Raw genomic sequence first — 17,462 nt, 5'->3', positions numbered from 1 at the left:
TACTATATTCAAAGACGAAAAAATAATTTAAGGTTCCATTCAAAAACACACGAATTCCTTATTTTCCGTGTGTCTTTGAAACAGTGGAGACAATTGGAAGCTTAAAGTAAAAGCAGCTTCCCTCACCTTCTTTGCTTGTAGCACCTATCGTTCCCCCATGATAATCAATAATTTCCTTTGCGATCGCCAAGCCTAGTCCAGAGCCGTTCTCCACATCATCATGACGCCTGCTTCGAAAGAAGCGTTCGAATACGAGATTGATTTCGTTTTCATTTATACCTGCTCCATTGTCCTTAACTTTGATAACGAGCTGTTGGCTTTCGTCCTTTGTCACTGCTAATTTGATAACTCCGTCATGCTCAATAAACTTTTGAGCATTTTTCAGGAAATTGACAATTACTTGTTCAATCCTGTGTTTATCTATCAACACAAAAAGATCATCATCCTCGGAAATCGATTCTTCATAGAGAAATAAAATCCCCTGTTTTTCTATATCTATCTTGTATTTGTCATAAATTTTTCTCAAATACTCACGTACGTTGACTTTCTTCCTGTTAAATGCAATCTCTCTATTCTCTATTTCCGTCATGTCATGCAAATCATTCAGCATTCGAGAAAGGTACAAGCTTTGTTCGTGAACAAGCTGGATGAACTTCCTATCGGAGTTAATAACGCCATCCAATATTCCTTTCGTATAAGCCCGTATAGTTGTCAGCGGTGTTGCAATCTCATGGTAAATATTCCGTATCCATTTGCTTCTTGATTGATGGGCCTCGTTTAATTTTTGATTGGCCGTTTGAAGATCCCTGTTCATTTGCCGGAGCTCAATCGTCCGTTCATGCACTTGCTGTTCCAGTGATGCATTCAGCTTCGCCAAATCACGCGACAGCTTTTCCGTGTGCTTAAAGGATTTTGAATAGTGCCGTGAAATAATAATAGATTGTGTGAATAAAAAGAAAAACAGCCCGACAGATGCCAACTCAGTCGTTTTGATCAAATGATTATAGAACAAGACATCATTCATAATCGCCAGAAAGAATAATAGATTGGCTATAGCATTCAACAAGGAGCTCTCTCGTTTTTTTATAAGCGCTCTCATATCGACATAGATTAAATAGATCAATATAACCACGATGAGTAGTTGAAGAAGCTTCATTGTATTTGTAAAAACAATGGCCGGCGTCAAGATAACAAAAAGACCATAAGACGCCAGCGTAGCAACAATAATATTTCTTATCTTCCAACTCATGTCTTTAGGGAACTGCGTATATGTATACAAGACAAAAAATAGGATACCGAGGGATGCTCCCAGATACTCAAGCTTCTTACCCCAATCCCAGCTTAAAAATGGCAGCGTATAAAAGGCAAGAATACCGTCCAAACGTACCGCTCTTATCGACACGAACAAACAGACCAGCCCGAAAAAAATCAGCGGCAGTTCACTTCTGCGCAAACCAAATAAAGCTACATGATACAGCCCCATCACCACCAAGCACATCACAATCATCGACCGAAAAAGAAGTTTCTTTTCCCGATATTGGGCAATGACCTCGGGCTCTCCGATTAAAATAGAGTCAACGATCCCCGCTTTCCATTGATAAAAGTTGGATACTTGCATCACGAGTTCAATTTTCTGATCGTAAACCTGAAATTGAATCGTTCTGGGGATGTTTTGTGGATTCATTAAACCTGTGCTTTTCCCAACCTTTCCATTTACAGCCTTAGGTTCACCGTCAATCCAAAGTTTATAAGCCGATGAAACTTCTGGTATATAAAGGGCCTTGGCTGTTCCTACTTCACTTTGTGGAAATTCCATTTGCAGGCGGTAAGTCGCATATCCCTGTTGGGGCAGCCGCTCTCCATCCAGCTCATAGCTGCTCCATGGATTAGGGACCTTCATCAAATGGGGAGACGGTTGATCCCCTCTTTTAAAATCATCAGGGGAAAGCAGCTCATGCCAGTAGAATTCCCAATCCCCATTCAAATTTTCTGTATCGATCTTCGAAAAGTGGTTCATGATATATAGCCCTTGCTGTGTATCATCTCTCTCCTCTTTCGCTGAACAGGCTGCTAGAAGAAAAGTTATAGCACAAAAAAGGATTGTTTGTTTTATTTTCATCACGAACACCCTATCACATCCAAACTTTAGTCCCAATTTTACTTGATTAATCCCTACTTTTTTCAGAAATCGTTCGACAATATTTGTAAAGTTATGAATAGAGGGAACTAAATTGATATAATAATTAAACACTAATTTAATTATTTTTCGTAATAAGAGGATTATGGATTTGTATCCTTCCCCAAAAACTCTTTAATGCCTTTATCCCACAGAGAAGGGTTATCTCGTAGCTGAAATAGGAAGGGGATTGCCATGAATACAATTAAAATATTAATTGTTGAAGACGAGCACTCCATTATCACTATTCTCCGTATTTATCTCGAGAAGGAAGGATTTATCGTCCTTTCATCAGCAAGCGCATCTGAGGGGATGCGTTTAATTGATGAAATGGCACCTGACATTCTCCTGCTTGATATTCACCTCCCGGACAAAAATGGCTTTGATGTTGCTCGGAAGTTCAGAGAAAAGTCCGATGGCATCCTCATATTTATTACTGGTGAAAAGTCAAAAAACATCGTGCTTGAGGGTTTTGAGATCGGTTGCGACGACTTTATCATTAAACCATTCGACCCTGTTGAATTGATTGCTAGGGTTAAAGCGAACATTAGAAGAACCGGCTTGGCAGCTTCCGAAATTTTAAAGCTGGGAGATTTGACGATCAACCTTATGAATAAGACTGTTCATAAAAACAACCTGAAAGTCGACCTATTTACTAAAGAAAAGATGCTCCTCTTCTATTTGGCCCAAAACCCAAACCAAGTATTCAGCGCAGAACAGCTTTATGATCGTATATGGGGAATGGATTCAAATGCAGACCTGAAAACAGTCCAGGTTCATTTAAGCACCCTGAGAAAAAAGATTGAGGATAACCCTAAAAAGCCAAAATACATTCAGACAGAGAGAGGTTTCGGTTACAAACTCTCTATAGGAAATCACTAAATTAAGCATTTCACCTTAAATTTTCCCAACAAAAAGTATCGATTTCTCTGTCTTAAGGCTGTCTATCTCCTGTTTAGGCCCTAGACAGTCTTTTATTTTTTAAAAAAACAAATAAATTTTCCCAATACTTTATTTTTTTAACTTCATTTTAACCTATGTACGATAAAATGTTTTTAATTGCTACAGATACATAAGGAGGGGGCCTTATTTTGAAAGTGGCATTAGATCCAGAATGGGTGGAGTTGATTACACTAGCTAAGCATATGGGATTGACATTGGAAGAAATCAGGGAGTTTTTATTAAAAGAACAGATAAGAACAGAAAAAAACACGGGTTAATTGATTAGGACTCGCCTAATCAATTAACCCGTGTTTTTATATCTATTCATTATCAACACCAATGATAATCGTCATAAATCAAAAAAATCCATAAATCGATATTTATAATAATGACCCCAAATTAATAGTCATTTAAAAATTTACGAATGACAATGCCATTTTTCAAAAATTTAATTTTTAAAAAACCTCCTGCTATCAGGTCTTTCACGAGGGGTAATATTCATAATGAAATAGCCGATGATTAGGATAAGAATGACTAGCGAATAAAGCAAAGTATTGATGGGATGATCGTGATCGACGATGATCAATCTGATCATCGCTGTGATGCCGATGTAAAGAAAGTATCTCAGGGGAAAATGATAGTCCTCTTTAAAATATTTTACAATCATGGTGATGAACTCAAAGTATAAAAAGAAAAGAAGGATATTCGCCAGGAAAAGCTTATAATCATTGTTTTCTTTTTGCAGCAGAATTTGGCCGAAAATGAACAGCTCTTGAACAAGTAGCACGGATAAAATGATTGCCAAGAAAATGAGTGAAATATTAAGTACGGCCTGTAGCACTTTCGGGATCAACTGTTCCAAAGTTAAACTCTTTAGTTTATTCATTTACGCCTCCTCTGACTTTTCTACTTTTATTTTAAACGATTCCTCCTTTGAGATTTATTTAGAAAATGCTCGATTGTATGACAAATTAAGGCTACTTGGAATTGCTTATTGGGGCTCTATACACACCGCTTGAACTCAGGATTCAGATTGCCATTTTTTAACCTTATCAAATGCGCCTTGGTGTATTTGCGCCCAGATTTTATCGAGCTCTGCTCGATAAATTCCTCTGAAAGTCTGTGGCATCCGCCGGAGGCTTTTACTTTATTCAGCGGGGTTTGAACCCCCACTGAATGGAATACCAATAGGCATTCATCTCACCACTTACAGTAGTGGGAGACTTCTGCTGAATGAAGTTAAATACGACTCCCTTCATGCGGAAGTGCGATTGAAGTCAAGAGGTTCACTCTTTAAATAGCTTATCCCGAATCAATGTCATACTAAATTCCTATTTTTTCACAAGCCAATTGACTTTTGAATATAGATATTGTAGATTTTGCATTAGGTAAACTTTTTTTACCAAAGTAAACTTAATTGAGAAAAAAGGAAGGAGATATCGGAATGTCTTCATTTGTTTTACCCGCGCTAAGCTATGATTATGATGAACTAGAGCCATATATTGACGCACGAACATTGGAGATTCACCATGATAAACATCATGCTACATACGTCAATAATTTAAATAATGTATTAGCCGGGTACGATGATTTAAAAAGTAAACCTGTTGAATACTTGCTCAGCAATTTAAACTCTTTGCCTGAAGAAGTGCAGACAGGTGTAAGAAATAACGGCGGAGGGCATTATTGTCATAGCCTATTTTGGGAAGTGATGAGTCCTAAAGGAGGTGATGAACCAAAGGGAGATATAGCCAAAGCCATCGACTTTTACTTTAAAACCTTTGATGACTTTAAAGATAAGCTGTCCAAAGCCGCCATTTCCCGGTTTGGCAGTGGATACGGCTGGCTAGTACTTAATGGGAATGAGTTAGAAATCATAAGTACAGCAAATCAGGACACTCCATTAATGGCCGGGAAAAAACCGCTGCTTGTCATTGATGTCTGGGAGCATGCTTATTATTTAAAGTATCAGAACAGACGACCGGAATTCGTCACGAATTGGTGGAACACTGTGAATTGGGATAAAGTGAATGAATTGTATTTGGAAGCGTTGAAGTAAGTTAATAGTTGAAGTCATTCGTATGCCATTTAGCTCCCGGACTGGTAACCCGGGAGCCTTTTTAAATGATCCTGCCCTGAAGAATACCCCATGTTTTACAAATTAGCTTACATCACGTTTATCAAAATCTTCGCTTTCCCAAAAGTCCGCATTTTTAATTCCGATTTTTTCCGGATCAAAAACAGGATCCTTTCCTTCTTTACGCTGCTGTTCATAGTCTTTTAAAGCGAGTATAGCCGGTTTGTAGAGAATCAAGATGGCTATTAAGTTTAACCAAACCATTATTCCAAGACCAATATCTCCGAGATCCCACGCAACTTTCGCTGTTTTTACACTTCCATAAAAAGAGGCAGCTAATAGAACAATCTTAACAACAAACATAGCTAGCCTTCCGTCTCTTCCCCTGGTGAGATAAGCTATATTCGTTTCAGCAATATAGTAATAGGCCATGATCGTTGTAAATGCAAAGAAGAAGAGAGCGATAGCAACAAAGCCTGCACCAAATCCGGGCAGAACTGTTTCTACTGCAGCTTGTGTATAAATAGGACCCGGCTCAACATCACCCAATCGCTTAACAATGAATGTATTATCCGGCCGAACAGTATTATACATCCCTGTAATAATAACCATGAAAGCAGTCGCGGAACAGACAACAAGTGTGTCAATATAGACGGAAAAAGCTTGAACAAGTCCTTGCTTTGCCGGGTGAGACACTTCCGCTGCCCCCGCAGCATGTGCTCCTGATCCTTGACCTGCCTCGTTCGAATAAATCCCTCGCTTTACCCCCCATGAAATCGCCATCCCGATAATTCCGCCGAAGGCTGCATCAAAACCGAAAGCACTTCTAAAAATCAATGCAAGAATTGCCGGTAATTCCGTTATGTTAAAAGCAATGACAATTAAGGAAACGAGGACATAACCGACTGCCATGAAAGGAACAATTAATTGTGCAGCTTTTGCAATTCGTTTAATACCGCCAAAAATAATAAATCCCAATAATAATACGATAATGATACCTGTAATGAGTGTACTTAAACCAAATGCATTATCAAGTCCCATCGCAATAGAGTTTGCTTGGACACCTGGCATAAGTAACGACATGGCAATTGCGGAAGCCACTGCAAAAATAACCGCGTACCACTTTTTCCCCATCCCTTTTTCAATATAATAGGCTGGCCCACCGCGGTATTGACCATCCTGCTTCACTTTGTAGATTTGCGCCAACGTAGATTCAACATATGCTGTGCTTGCACCAAGGAAAGCAATTGCCCACATCCAAAAAATAGCTCCGGGGCCGCCAAAGGCAATTGCAGTCGCGGTACCGGCAATATTACCGGTGCCGACTCGACCGGAAAGTGCGACAGACATTGCCTGAAAAGATGAAATTCCTGCGTCTGAACTTTTTCCTGAGAAGAGCTGACTCACCATATCTTTAATCAGCCGAAGTTGCAAAAACCGAGTCATGATTGAAAAAAGAACCCCTATTCCTAGTGACAAATAAATAATCGGAGAACTCCATAACACATCATTAAGCCGTTCAACAAATAGTGCCATTCCTTCCCCCTCCTTGGATTTTGTTATTTCAAAATAATGTAAGCGTTTACTAATTATACATTCAACCTTCGCGAATCTCAATATAATTTTTTAAAAATTTAAAAAACACGGTGTATATTTTGGCTAATTGCATAAAAAAAACATCGGAACTGCCGGTTCTAACCAACAGTCCCGATGGGGCTATTTCACATAATTTGTAAAAATTTGGTTTCCACTATCAAATGCGCCTTGGCGTATTTGCGCCCAGATTTTATTCAGCCGGGGTTTGAACCCCCACTGAATGGAATACCAATATGCATTCATCTCACTACTTAAAGTGGGAGACTTCTACTGAATGAAGTTAATTAATCAATGACTGCAATGGTGCAGGAATACGTCCGCCGCGGCGGATGAATTTTTCCGAACTGAAGGCATTGACTCCCAATACGGGTGCACGTCCGAGCAGTCCGCCGAATTCTACCATGTCCCCCTCTTTTTTACCCGGAACAGGGATAACACGAACAGCTGTCGTCTTTTTGTTGATCATGCCAATAGCCGCTTCGTCAGCTATAATGGCCGCTAAGGTTTCCGGAGAAGCATCGCCGGATAATGCAATCATATCTAACCCAACAGAGCAGACGCACGTCATGGCTTCAAGCTTGGATAAGGTTAGTGCATCATCCATGATTCCACGGATCATCCCTTCATCTTCGCTGACAGGGATGAAAGCCCCGCTCAACCCGCCAACATAAGAACTCGCCATAGCGCCTCCTTTTTTTACTGCATCATTCATTAAGGCAAGCGCTGCAATCGTTCCGTGGGTCCCAACTCGCTCCAGTCCGATTTCTTCAAGGATTTCCGCCACACTGTCATTTAATGCATTTGTCGGTGCAAGTGATAAATCCATGATTCCGAAAGGTACATCTAAACGGTCTGCCACGACCCGTCCGATTAATTCACCGGCACGTGTTATCTTAAAGACGGTTTTCTTTATGACATCCGCCACTTGGCCAAGATCTGCATCAGGATGACGCCTTAAAGCATTCAGAACAACGCCGGGGCCGCTGACCCCGACATTTAAGACAACCTCACCTTCGCCAGTCCCATGGAAGGCACCCGCCATAAAAGGATTATCCTCAACCGGGTTGCTAAATACAACAAGCTTCGCGCAGGCCAGTCCGTTTTGATCTTTTGTCCTATCAGCTGCTTCTTTAATGATTTTCCCCATCAAACCGACAGCATCCATATTGATGCCCGTCCTTGTTGTAGCAACAGAAACCGATGAACAGACCCGCTCAGTCACGCTCAGTGCCTCCGGAAGCGCATCAAGCAGCGTTTGGTCTCCTTTAGTGATTCCCTTATGTACAAGAGCCGAATATCCACCAATAAAATCAACGCCGAGTGTCTTGGCTGCTTTATCAAGCGTTTTGGCCAGCTCAATAGCCTGATCTTTTGTGGCATTGCCTAAAATTTCCGCAATGGGTGTTACGGAAATGCGTTTGTTGACAATCGGAATCCCATATTCTTTTTCCACTTCTTCGGCAACGCTTTTTAAGCGGCCGGCATAGCCTGTGATCTTGTCATAGACCTGTTTATTCATTTTTTCAAAATCAGAATCTGCACAGTCTAACAAACTGATACCCATTGTGACTGTACGTATATCCAGATTTTCCATCTGAACCATTCTGATCGTTTCCATCATTTCAGTCAGGGCTATATTCATGTTCAAACCTCCTTCTTAAATCCGGTGCATGGATTGAAATATTTCTTCCTGTTGAATATTGATCTTCTGTCCAATCTTGTCTCCAAGCTCATCAAATTGTTTCTGCAGGGAGTGCAGGTTTTCTATCTCAGATACATCGACAACCATCATCATTGTAAAAAAGTCCTGCAAAATCGTCTGGCTTATATCAAGGACGTTCACCTGATTTTCGGCGAGTATTTTCGTCACACTTGCAATAATGCCAACCTGATCTTTTCCCACTACGCTTACTACTGCACGTCTCTTCTCCATTTGCAAGTCACCTCAAAAATGTTTTTAGAAAACAAAAAAAGATTGGAGCTGCTCCAATCTCAAAGATAGTAGAATAACATACAAAAAACGTTCGTAAGTTACTCTTCTGTCCTTTTGCCTGAGATTGTGAATCCTTCGGCGCCGTGCATTTCACGGTCTCTCCAGAAGCTGCTCTTGTTATAGTGTTACCCATAACCCTCATCGCTTATTTTTTTAGATGTTAAGTTATTTTATCAATCATTATAATAGAACGTCAATAGTTGTTTTCGCTTGTTAAATCATATTCGAAAACTGATTTTTTAGGCTTGCATCCCTCGGCCCAAGTAAAATATCAAATGCACCTTGGCGTATTTGCGCCCAGATTTTATCGAGCTTGGCTCGATAAATTTCCTCTGAAAATCTGTGGCATCTGCCGGAGGCTTTAACTTTATTCAGCCGGGGTTTGAACCCCCACTGAATGGAATACCAATACGCATTCATCTCACCACTTACTGAAGTGGGAGACTTCTGCTGAATGAAATTAACCCCCTACTTAACCTAGGAACACAACTTTTCCTCCCAAGTTCCTGAAAAATTGTTAAGTAAATTACTTGTATGGGAACCATAATAAAGGGTATAAAAAAATAAAGTATTGATTTCAGAAGGGGCTTCCAGGATGAAGTTATTAATGATCGTAATATTACTACTCGTTTGCTTATTAATTTCAAATGTAATCAGCCACTATATCCCCTTCATTCCTACAGCATTAACACAAATTGCTTTTGGAATTATTTTGGCTTTTTTCCTTGAAGATTTAACGTTCACTATTGAAACCGAATGGTTTTTACTGTTATTTGTGGCGCCTCTCTTATATAACGATGGAAGGCATTATCCGCGTGAGGAATTATGGAAAATGAGAGCTCCTATCTTTGGGAACGCCATTGTTCTTGTTCTGTTAACTACGATTGGGGGCGGCTTTTTTATACATTGGTTAATTCCTAGTATTCCGCTCACTGCGGCATTTGCTCTTGCAGCCATTTTATCACCAACAGACCCCGTGGCGGTGAATGGAATTGCGAAACGGATTCATATTCCTGAAAGGGTATTGAATCTGGTTAGAGGCGAGTCTCTGATCAACGATGCATCTGGTTTGGTTGCTTTTAACTATGCTGTGGCAGCTGTCGTGACCGGTTACTTTTCTTTATCAAAAGCGCTTATTGATTTTACCTATGTGTTTTTAGCCGGGGCTATACTGGGTTTCATTCTTATTCTTATCATCACGTGGGTTCGTTTCACACTGCAGAAACAAGGAGTTAGTGATGCCACTTTTCACTCATTGTTACAAATACTGACCCCCTTCCTTATCTATATAATCGCCGAAGAGTTCTTTCATGCATCTGGCGTGATTGCGGTTGTGATGGCTGGAATTGCCTATACTCTTATAAAAGAGCATTCAGAAACTTTAAACGCGGAAGAACAAATACTTACGGAAAATATTTGGACCATTGTGCTTTTTGTCCTAAATGGAATTGTTTTTCTTTTATTAGGCTTGAACATTCCCTCATCTATGGAGGCTACTGTTGGAAATCCAAATATAGGAAATGGTTTGGCCATTCTATACGTTATTTTGATCGGACTTGTTATATTGGGCATTCGTTTTATGTGGTCGTATATTTTTTCTTATTCCGCTTATAGGCATAATAAATCAAACAAGTCCATAAAGCCCAGTTTAAAGACAAGCTTATTCATTAGTTTAACTGGCGTTCGCGGTGCAGTCACAATGGCAGGGGTCCTTTCCATTCCATTTATCATTAAAGGTGGAAGTGCATTTCCTGAACGTTCTTTAATTCTTTTTTTAGCTGCAGGTGTCATACTTTTTACGCTTATTGCTGCTACATTATTCTTGCCACTTTTGAGTAACGATGTTCAATCGGAAACGGCCGAAAAAGATTTAACGGAAGCGAAAAGAAAAATTCTGCATACAGCGATCCAAACTATCCGGCTGGAAATGAATGAAGAAAATATAACGGCTGCTCACGATCTGATGAACGAATATAAAAAGGAGTTTCAACGTATACATCCAAAACGGAAGATGGCGGAGGAAACCAGTGATGAACGACGAAGAATAGCGGATTTACGATTAATCGGTTTAAGGGCCGAAAGAAAGTATATACAAGAACTTATGGATAAGAACGTAATTGATGACGACGTCTTTGAAACATTTGAAAGATCCCTCAATCATCGGGAAGAAGTTCTTTCTAACAATGTCAGATCCAGATTCATGTACCTCCTCGGATTGGCTATCAGAGGTTTGAGACGCTATATATTGTACAAGAGAAAAAATGAGAAAGCCAAAATACATTTAAGGAAGCAAGTTCAAATCAAAGCATTTCAAGCGGCTCTTGAAGCATTAGAAGAAAATGCAAAAGGAGCCGAAAAAAAGGATTTGGTTTATGCAGTGATCCTTGATTATGAAAGAATGATTGAGCAATTAAAAAAGCCTTCTTTTCATTATGACGAATTAATAGAGGAGCAAAAAGAAGAGCTTCGCATCAAAGTAATGGACGAGGAACGCTCAAAAATCCATGAATTGTATCAATCAGGGGAAATTACCAAGGAACAAGCAAGGGAATTAAGAAGATTCACCAATTACATTGAAAGTGTGACCTTGTATGAGCGTACTGAATAGGGAGGCTTTCCAGACGTAAGTAATTTCCAAAAAAATAAAACCTTCGGCGGGCCGAGGGTTTTATTTTTTCCACTTATCAAGCATTGGGTCGGTATTGCCGAAGACTGGATCCGTTTCAGGTATTGGTACATGCCCAACCTCTGACACCGCTTGATTCCTCTCTTCCGGATCCCACGTTCTCGAATTATAGTACATACCACCAGGATCACCTCCAACCCCTTCAAAATCATCGCTGCTTTCCACACCAGTACCTGCGGAGAGCACGATGACGTCACCTTCTTGGAGCTCCAGCCTTTCGCCTTCTTCTCCGACAAGGATGGTGGCATTTCCTTTAGTGACACCAAGCACTTCATGGGTATTGCTGTGATAGTGGTGATACTGAATACGTCTCCCTCCCAGCCATTGGTCCAATTATGCCTAATAAAAGCCTTTTCAATCCCTTACGAGCTCTCCCCTCATACACAATAACTGGGAAATCAGCATTGTTAGGCATCTCGCCATCGTCAGTAAACATGAATGTTCTTACATTTATGTCCAACTATTCTCTCTCCTTCCCTATCAGTCCAGACAATTTTGTATCTGTCGTATCGACAGATACAAAATTGTCAAGTTGTTCCTTCCTTTTCAGAGGTACGGAGCTGTATGATCATAGCTTGTTGTCTATATTTATTCATCAACGCTCCAAGATCAAGAAAAGTAAAAATCAGTACGAGAATCAAGTTGCCTCTTCAACATTTGTGCTGGCCCATTGCCTTCTAATCTCATATATTGTAAACTCCCGACATTCTAATGATTGATTGATAGTTGTATAAGTGTTATACCGAGTTCAGAAATAATATTTACTTTTCCCTTGGAAAAAAAACCATAATTCACCATTTGTAACATAAATACTACACCTTTGAAACATTCTTGTTACATTCGATTGTTATACTGAGCCTACCAAGAACAAAAGGGGTACATTATTTTGAAGAAAATCGCAATATCAGCCTTAACCGCTTTATTTCTAGTATTTGGTTTCACAGGAGCTTCCTCAGCCGCCAGCACTACATATAAAGTACAAAAAGGCGATTCATTATGGAAAATCGCAAACAAACATAAGGTAACCGTTAAACAGATCAAAAGCTGGAACGGCCTGAAAAGTGATAACATCAGAATAAACCAAGTTTTGAAGATTACTAAACCTGCAGCAAAGTCTAAAGCCAAAAAGGCAACTGCGAAAAAAGCAACTGCCAAGAAAGCTCCGGCTAAAAAGACTGCGGCTAAGAAAACTACAGCTAAGAAAAAAACAACTGCTAAAAAAGCTGCCTATAAAACGATGACAGTAAAAGCAACCGCCTATACTGCGAAATGCAAAGGTTGTAGCGGTATTACCGCCACTGGCATCAACCTAAATAAAAACCCGAATGCTAAAGTTATCTCTGTTGATCCAAAGCAAATTCCTCTAGGATCCAAAGTATATGTTGAGGGATACGGGATGGCAGTTGCAGGAGATACTGGCGGCGCCATTAAGAAAAACAAAATCGACCTTCATATGCCTACTCAAAAGAAAGCTCTAAACTGGGGCGTAAGAACTGTAAAAATCAAAGTCTATTATTAAAACTTCTAAACCCGAATGCTATGAAGCATTCGGGTTTTTAATTACATGTTTATATATTTGTCACCATCCGACAATTCCTGTTAATATTTCCCAGGAAATGACAAATATCAAATGCCCCTTGGTGTATTTGCGCCCAGATTTTATCGGGCTCCGCTCGATAAATTCCCTTTGAAAATCTGTGCATCCGCCGGAGGCTTTGATGTAAAAAGACAATAAATTTATTTAATTTAAAAGCCAAACAAGCATAACCCCGTTCTGAATTTAGGACGGGGTTAAAAATATAGTTGTTTAATTTTTGATGTAAGATACTTCACTATACTTAAAAGATATAATAATAAAGTCGTTTAAAAATCTAAGGTTTATTCAACAATAGCGCCCGAAACAGGGGCATGGCTCAGACGCGACAAGAACCGGTAAACCGCAAGATTAGGCTGCTTTCTTGAGCACTCCCGAGCGCTCAACTATACCCCAGGGTTCGTCTTCGTAACCCTAAATGTAATACTTGTTCTAATAGGGGTAGTTTCTTCTACTTTAGTTCTTTCAAGCTTTAGCTTATCTGTGTCTATATTTTGAAATAGGCTTAGTCCATTTCCAAGGAGAACAGGCATAATATCTATCTGTAATTCATCGCATAGCCCTGAATTAAGGCACTGTTGAATGGTGCTTGCGCCACCTATTACCTGAACAATCTTATCACCCGCTGCTTTCTTTGCCTGAGAAATAGCACCCTCAACGCCATCAGTTACAAAGGTAAAGCTAAGTTTGTCATTTCCCTTGGGATACTTTGCTGGAGGTGTATGTGTCAAGACAAAAATGGGAACTTGGAATTCATAATCATCGTTAGCCCACAAAAATGGATCTGCCATCTCATACACACGTCTGCCCATAATAACAGCACCGGTGTTTTTTGTCATTTCCTTGAAAGAAGGAGTCTCAAGGAGCTCTTCAAAATCTGGACTCAGTTTTTCCGCGCTTCCGTTACGGTCATTAATAAAGCCGTCCAAAGACATGGTCATACCAGCGATTACTTTTCCCATAGAGAACCTTCTTTCCTATACCTTTTTTAGTTATTGCTATAGCACCTCTTTGTAAACGTTATGTAGGATTTTAACAAAACAGGTTGTCTGTGATTTCAGCTGTCAATTTACTAATATTTTAACATATCGTATTCAACAATATGGACCGATTGTAGAATAGAATGACTCGCATTTTTTAACAACTTTATTATTTTTTATAAGACTTTATTGTAAAATCAAATGCGCCTTGGCGTATTTGCGCCCAGATTTTATCGAGCTCCGCTCGATAAATTTCCTATGAAAATCTGTGGCATCCGCCGGAGGCTTTGACTTTATTCAGCCGGGGTTTGAAACCCCACTGAATGGAATAACAATATGCATTCATCTCACCACTTACAGAAGTGGGAGACTTCTGCTGAATGAAGTTAAAAGATAAAGGCTGACAATAGTTGGATATGTTTGATGGAAGAAGGATTTTCTCCAAAACAATGATTCAGAAACCTGTTTTGACGTCGCCTTTGCTTCGTTGAAACACTGACCAAACCTTCAAAGGGGAGCTTTGCACCAATCAAATTAGTTGCTCCCAAAAATGATGGGCCCCTATTCGGAGCCCATCATTTTTTATGTCGATTGACAACATTGATTCCGCCTGAGGCAGAAATAATACTGCCTGTAATCAAATCTGAATCTTTATCGCAAATAAAACCAATCAGTCGGGCAATATCTTCCCCTGTTCCAGATCTGCCAATCGGTGTTTGCTCATGTTTTATTTCCCTAGCCGCTTCAATATCGGCTTCTTTCATTTCTCCGACAATGTCTCCTGGACAGACCATATTAGCTGTAATTCCATATTCTGCTTCTTCCAGAGCAATGGTCCTCGTCAGTGAGGCCAGCCCCACTTTGGCTGCACTGAAAGCGGAACGATACATCCATCCTGGTGAATGTTCAGCATCCTGAAAACCGTAGGTGATAATTCTTCCAAACCTTTGCTTCCTCATCACCGGGATGGTTAATTTTAAAAAGTGGTAAACGGCGTTTAAATTCCCGTCAATCATCTCATACCATTCACTGTCTTCATAATCCACCAATTTTTTTCTCTCAAAAATATACGGACCTGCATTATTAATCAAATAATCGATTCTGCCGAATCTGCTCATCGCCTGCTCAACAATGTTAGCAATATCTTCTTTCCGAGTTACATTCCCCTGAACAAACTGCAACTGTTCCTTATAAGGTTCCCATTCCTCGATAAGTTCTTTAATCCTGTCTTCGTCGCTATAATAATTCACAGTCACACTACAGCCCTTCTGAAGGAATGCCTCGGTAACTTTACGGCCAATCCCTTTTGAGCCCGCCGTGATGATTGCATGTCTCATTTCGCTCACCTCTTCACCCTTTCACAGCACTGTGACGATTACCGATTGATCAGAGATAAAAATTCCATGCGTGCATCAGATCTTTCCTCAAACAAACCTCTAACAGCCGTTGTTGTTGTCGAAGAGTTGGACTTTTTTATCCCTCTTCCACACATGCACATATGTTTCGCTTCAACCACTACCATTGTCCCTTGAGGCTCTAAAATATCCGTTATGGCATCCGCAATCTCATTTGTCAGCCTTTCCTGAACTTGGAAACGCTTAGCATACCCTTCAACCATCCGGCCAATTTTGGATAGCCCTGTAATCTTAGTGTCAGGCATATAGCCAACATGAGCCACGCCAAAAAACGGTGCAAAATGATGCTCGCACATGGAATAAAACTCAATATTTTTAACCAAAACCAATTCTTTATGTTGTACATCGAAGGTTTTTTTTAAGTGAACGGCAGGATTCTCTTTATATCCTTCCGTATATTCAAGGAAAGCTTTTAAAACCCTGAATGGCGTTTCTTCAAGGCCTTCCCGATTTGGATCATCTCCACAAAGCTCGATAAGGTTTCTGACACCTTCCATATAGTCTTGGGATTTGTCTATTTTTCGTGCTATATCATCCGTATCTCCTGAAAAAAGATCCGGAAGCTTTTCAGAAATTAATTTAATATCAGCAGGCATTCTTTTTGACCTCCTTTTTTACATACAATTCTATTATACATGAACCAGCCATTTTGTTCTTTTTGAAATAAACGTCTGATCCATAAAAAAAACCGCTTGGCATGGAGCGGTTTCAACTATTTTACCTTTTCTTGATTTACTTGAACGGCAGCAAGGCTTCCAAAGTTGTGAACAATTGTCGCAGCCAACAGAGCTGTTATTTGGGTTGGATCGAATGAAGGCAATACTTCAACAAGGTCAAACCCAATGAAATTCATGTCCGTCAGAGAACGGACCATTTTTAAAGCTTCATGGCTACTGAATCCCCCAACCTCTGGAGTTCCGGTACCCGGTGCATAAGCAGGGTCAACAAAATCAATATCAAATGTTAAAAAGCAAGGTGTGTCACCAATTATTTCTTTTACCTGTTGAACAACATCGTCAATTCCCCGAGTGAACAGCTCATCCTGTGTAACCACGTTGTATCCCAATTCCAAACTGGAATCAATATCCCAGCCACGCATACCAATTTGGACAACTTTATCCGGCTGTACAAGCCCCTCTTCATATGCTCGGATAAAAGGGGAACCGTGCCAGTATTTTTCATCCATATACGTATCCCATGTATCTGTGTGGGAGTCAAATTGAAGTAAAGCCACAGGTCCATGTACTTTAGCTGCAGCACGAAGACTTGCCAATGTAATGGAGTGGTCTCCTCCCAGTCCGATGGGAATGATGTTTTCCTTCATCAATTCCAGCATGGCTTTTTCCATAATATCATAACTTTTATGAATATTTTGGGTGATCACAGGCAAATCCCCTATATCAATTGCCCGCGTATCTTCAAAAGGGGAAACCTTTAACCATTCATTCTGCGATGATAATGTCAAAGATCCTTGCCGAATGGCCTGTGGGCCAAACCTTGCGCCTGCCCTGTATGAAGCAGCCGTATCAAAAGGCATCCCTAGTATGGCCACTTTCGGATTTTCCCTTTCCGAGGGCAGCCTCATAAAAGTACCTGACGTACAAAAGTCTGGGGTAAAATTTTCAAATGGATTCGACAATGTCCATACCTCCGATTTTTATTAAAAATGGAGCTGCCACTACATGATATGGCAGCTCCGAATGACTAGAATAGCCTATCGGCCTTTTCAAGGAGAAACCATGGGAAATCTGATCATTTTATTAAAATGATAGGCACTTTTGTGAAACACTCTTCGCTTTTCCGAAATACTTGCCACTTTTGCGAGATACTGCCCACTTTTTCAAATTACTTGCCTCTTTCGCGGATTACTATCCACTTTGACGAATTACTTGCCACTTTGACGAATTACTTGCCTCTTTCGCGAGATACTACCCACTTTTTCAAATTACTTGCCTCTTTCGCGAGATACTATCCACTTTTTCAAATTACTTGCCTCTTTCGCG

The 17,462-nt window shown here is 40.1% G+C and carries 19 protein-coding genes and 1 riboswitch; of the genes, 5 read left to right on the top strand and 14 right to left on the bottom strand.

What is annotated here, in order from left to right:
- Positions 1–58: 58 nt before the first annotated feature.
- Entirely contained in the window at positions 59–2,119 is a 2,061-nt protein-coding gene (locus D5F11_RS19150) for a sensor histidine kinase (protein WP_120117813.1), read from the bottom strand.
- Between the two features lie 252 nt (positions 2,120–2,371).
- On the opposite strand from D5F11_RS19150, the gene D5F11_RS19145 reads away from it, so the two are divergent.
- Together D5F11_RS19145 and D5F11_RS19140 are read left to right on the top strand one after the other, a co-directional pair.
- On the top strand, positions 2,372–3,058 hold the full coding sequence (locus tag D5F11_RS19145) for a response regulator transcription factor (RefSeq protein WP_120117812.1): 687 nt from the start codon (positions 2,372–2,374) through the stop codon (positions 3,056–3,058).
- A 215-nt stretch (positions 3,059–3,273) separates the two neighbouring features.
- A complete protein-coding gene (locus D5F11_RS19140) occupies positions 3,274–3,396 on the top strand; it encodes an anti-repressor SinI family protein (protein ID WP_306428779.1) in 123 nt (40 codons plus the stop codon).
- A 170-nt stretch (positions 3,397–3,566) separates the two neighbouring features.
- Here the strand turns inward: D5F11_RS19140 and psiE are convergent, their stop codons facing one another.
- Together psiE and D5F11_RS19130 are read right to left on the bottom strand one after the other, a co-directional pair.
- Entirely contained in the window at positions 3,567–4,004 is a 438-nt protein-coding gene (gene psiE, locus D5F11_RS19135; RefSeq protein ID WP_120117810.1) for a phosphate-starvation-inducible protein PsiE, read from the bottom strand.
- A gap of 116 nt (positions 4,005–4,120) precedes the next feature.
- Entirely contained in the window at positions 4,121–4,306 is a 186-nt protein-coding gene (locus D5F11_RS19130; protein WP_126646632.1) for a hypothetical protein, read from the bottom strand.
- A gap of 256 nt (positions 4,307–4,562) precedes the next feature.
- Between D5F11_RS19130 and D5F11_RS19125 the strand changes: the two genes are divergently transcribed.
- A complete protein-coding gene (locus D5F11_RS19125) occupies positions 4,563–5,177 on the top strand; it encodes a superoxide dismutase (protein WP_120117809.1) in 615 nt (204 codons plus the stop codon).
- A 102-nt stretch (positions 5,178–5,279) separates the two neighbouring features.
- Here the strand turns inward: D5F11_RS19125 and D5F11_RS19120 are convergent, their stop codons facing one another.
- The 5 genes from D5F11_RS19120 to D5F11_RS19105 all read right to left on the bottom strand — a co-directional run bounded on the left by D5F11_RS19120 (position 5,280) and on the right by D5F11_RS19105 (position 9,204).
- Positions 5,280–6,731, bottom strand: coding sequence for an alanine/glycine:cation symporter family protein (locus tag D5F11_RS19120; protein WP_120117808.1), 1,452 nt, complete (start codon positions 6,729–6,731; stop codon positions 5,280–5,282).
- 180 nt (positions 6,732–6,911) lie between these two features.
- Positions 6,912–7,034, bottom strand: a complete 123-nt coding sequence (locus D5F11_RS27865) for a hypothetical protein (RefSeq protein WP_280519766.1) — start codon at positions 7,032–7,034, stop codon at positions 6,912–6,914.
- Between the two features lie 37 nt (positions 7,035–7,071).
- The gene (locus D5F11_RS19115) at positions 7,072–8,433 is read right to left on the bottom strand and encodes a PFL family protein (protein ID WP_120117807.1); all 1,362 of its coding nucleotides are present in this window, start codon (positions 8,431–8,433) and stop codon (positions 7,072–7,074) included.
- A gap of 15 nt (positions 8,434–8,448) precedes the next feature.
- Entirely contained in the window at positions 8,449–8,724 is a 276-nt protein-coding gene (locus D5F11_RS19110) for an ACT domain-containing protein (RefSeq protein ID WP_120117806.1), read from the bottom strand.
- A 96-nt stretch (positions 8,725–8,820) separates the two neighbouring features.
- Positions 8,821–8,899: riboswitch (glycine riboswitch) on the bottom strand.
- Between the two features lie 98 nt (positions 8,900–8,997).
- Positions 8,998–9,204 carry a hypothetical protein gene (locus D5F11_RS19105; protein ID WP_120117805.1) on the bottom strand — a complete coding sequence of 69 codons (207 nt, stop codon included), beginning with the start codon at positions 9,202–9,204 and terminating at the stop codon, positions 8,998–9,000.
- Between the two features lie 175 nt (positions 9,205–9,379).
- On the opposite strand from D5F11_RS19105, the gene D5F11_RS19100 reads away from it, so the two are divergent.
- Positions 9,380–11,392, top strand: coding sequence for a Na+/H+ antiporter (locus D5F11_RS19100; protein WP_120117804.1), 2,013 nt, complete (start codon positions 9,380–9,382; stop codon positions 11,390–11,392).
- A 60-nt stretch (positions 11,393–11,452) separates the two neighbouring features.
- Here the strand turns inward: D5F11_RS19100 and D5F11_RS19095 are convergent, their stop codons facing one another.
- Entirely contained in the window at positions 11,453–11,803 is a 351-nt protein-coding gene (locus D5F11_RS19095; protein WP_313431346.1) for a cupin, read from the bottom strand.
- A 553-nt stretch (positions 11,804–12,356) separates the two neighbouring features.
- On the opposite strand from D5F11_RS19095, the gene D5F11_RS19090 reads away from it, so the two are divergent.
- Positions 12,357–12,989 carry a 3D domain-containing protein gene (locus D5F11_RS19090; RefSeq protein ID WP_120117803.1) on the top strand — a complete coding sequence of 211 codons (633 nt, stop codon included), beginning with the start codon at positions 12,357–12,359 and terminating at the stop codon, positions 12,987–12,989.
- Positions 12,990–13,038: 49 nt separating this feature from the next.
- Here the strand turns inward: D5F11_RS19090 and D5F11_RS19085 are convergent, their stop codons facing one another.
- The 5 genes from D5F11_RS19085 to speB all read right to left on the bottom strand — a co-directional run bounded on the left by D5F11_RS19085 (position 13,039) and on the right by speB (position 17,044).
- Entirely contained in the window at positions 13,039–13,227 is a 189-nt protein-coding gene (locus D5F11_RS19085) for a hypothetical protein (protein ID WP_126646631.1), read from the bottom strand.
- A gap of 223 nt (positions 13,228–13,450) precedes the next feature.
- A complete protein-coding gene (locus D5F11_RS19080) occupies positions 13,451–14,026 on the bottom strand; it encodes a dihydrofolate reductase family protein (RefSeq protein ID WP_120117802.1) in 576 nt (191 codons plus the stop codon).
- 593 nt (positions 14,027–14,619) lie between these two features.
- Complete coding sequence (locus tag D5F11_RS19075) at positions 14,620–15,381, bottom strand: SDR family oxidoreductase (RefSeq protein WP_120117801.1); 762 nt, start codon at positions 15,379–15,381, stop codon at positions 14,620–14,622.
- Positions 15,382–15,419: 38 nt separating this feature from the next.
- A complete protein-coding gene (folE, locus tag D5F11_RS19070) occupies positions 15,420–15,956 on the bottom strand; it encodes a GTP cyclohydrolase I FolE (protein ID WP_373316408.1) in 537 nt (178 codons plus the stop codon).
- Between the two features lie 215 nt (positions 15,957–16,171).
- Positions 16,172–17,044: an agmatinase gene (gene speB / locus D5F11_RS19065; RefSeq protein WP_120117865.1), complete on the bottom strand. Its 873-nt coding sequence runs from the start codon at positions 17,042–17,044 to the stop codon at positions 16,172–16,174.
- Positions 17,045–17,462: the final 418 nt, after the last annotated feature.

Origin of the sequence: Siminovitchia terrae (genome assembly GCF_003605405.2) — a bacterium.
In the GTDB taxonomy this organism is placed as follows: domain Bacteria; phylum Bacillota; class Bacilli; order Bacillales; family Bacillaceae_C; genus Siminovitchia; species Siminovitchia terrae.
Note: the sequence above shows the minus strand (reverse complement) of the source record. Positions and strands in the feature narration are given on the sequence as shown.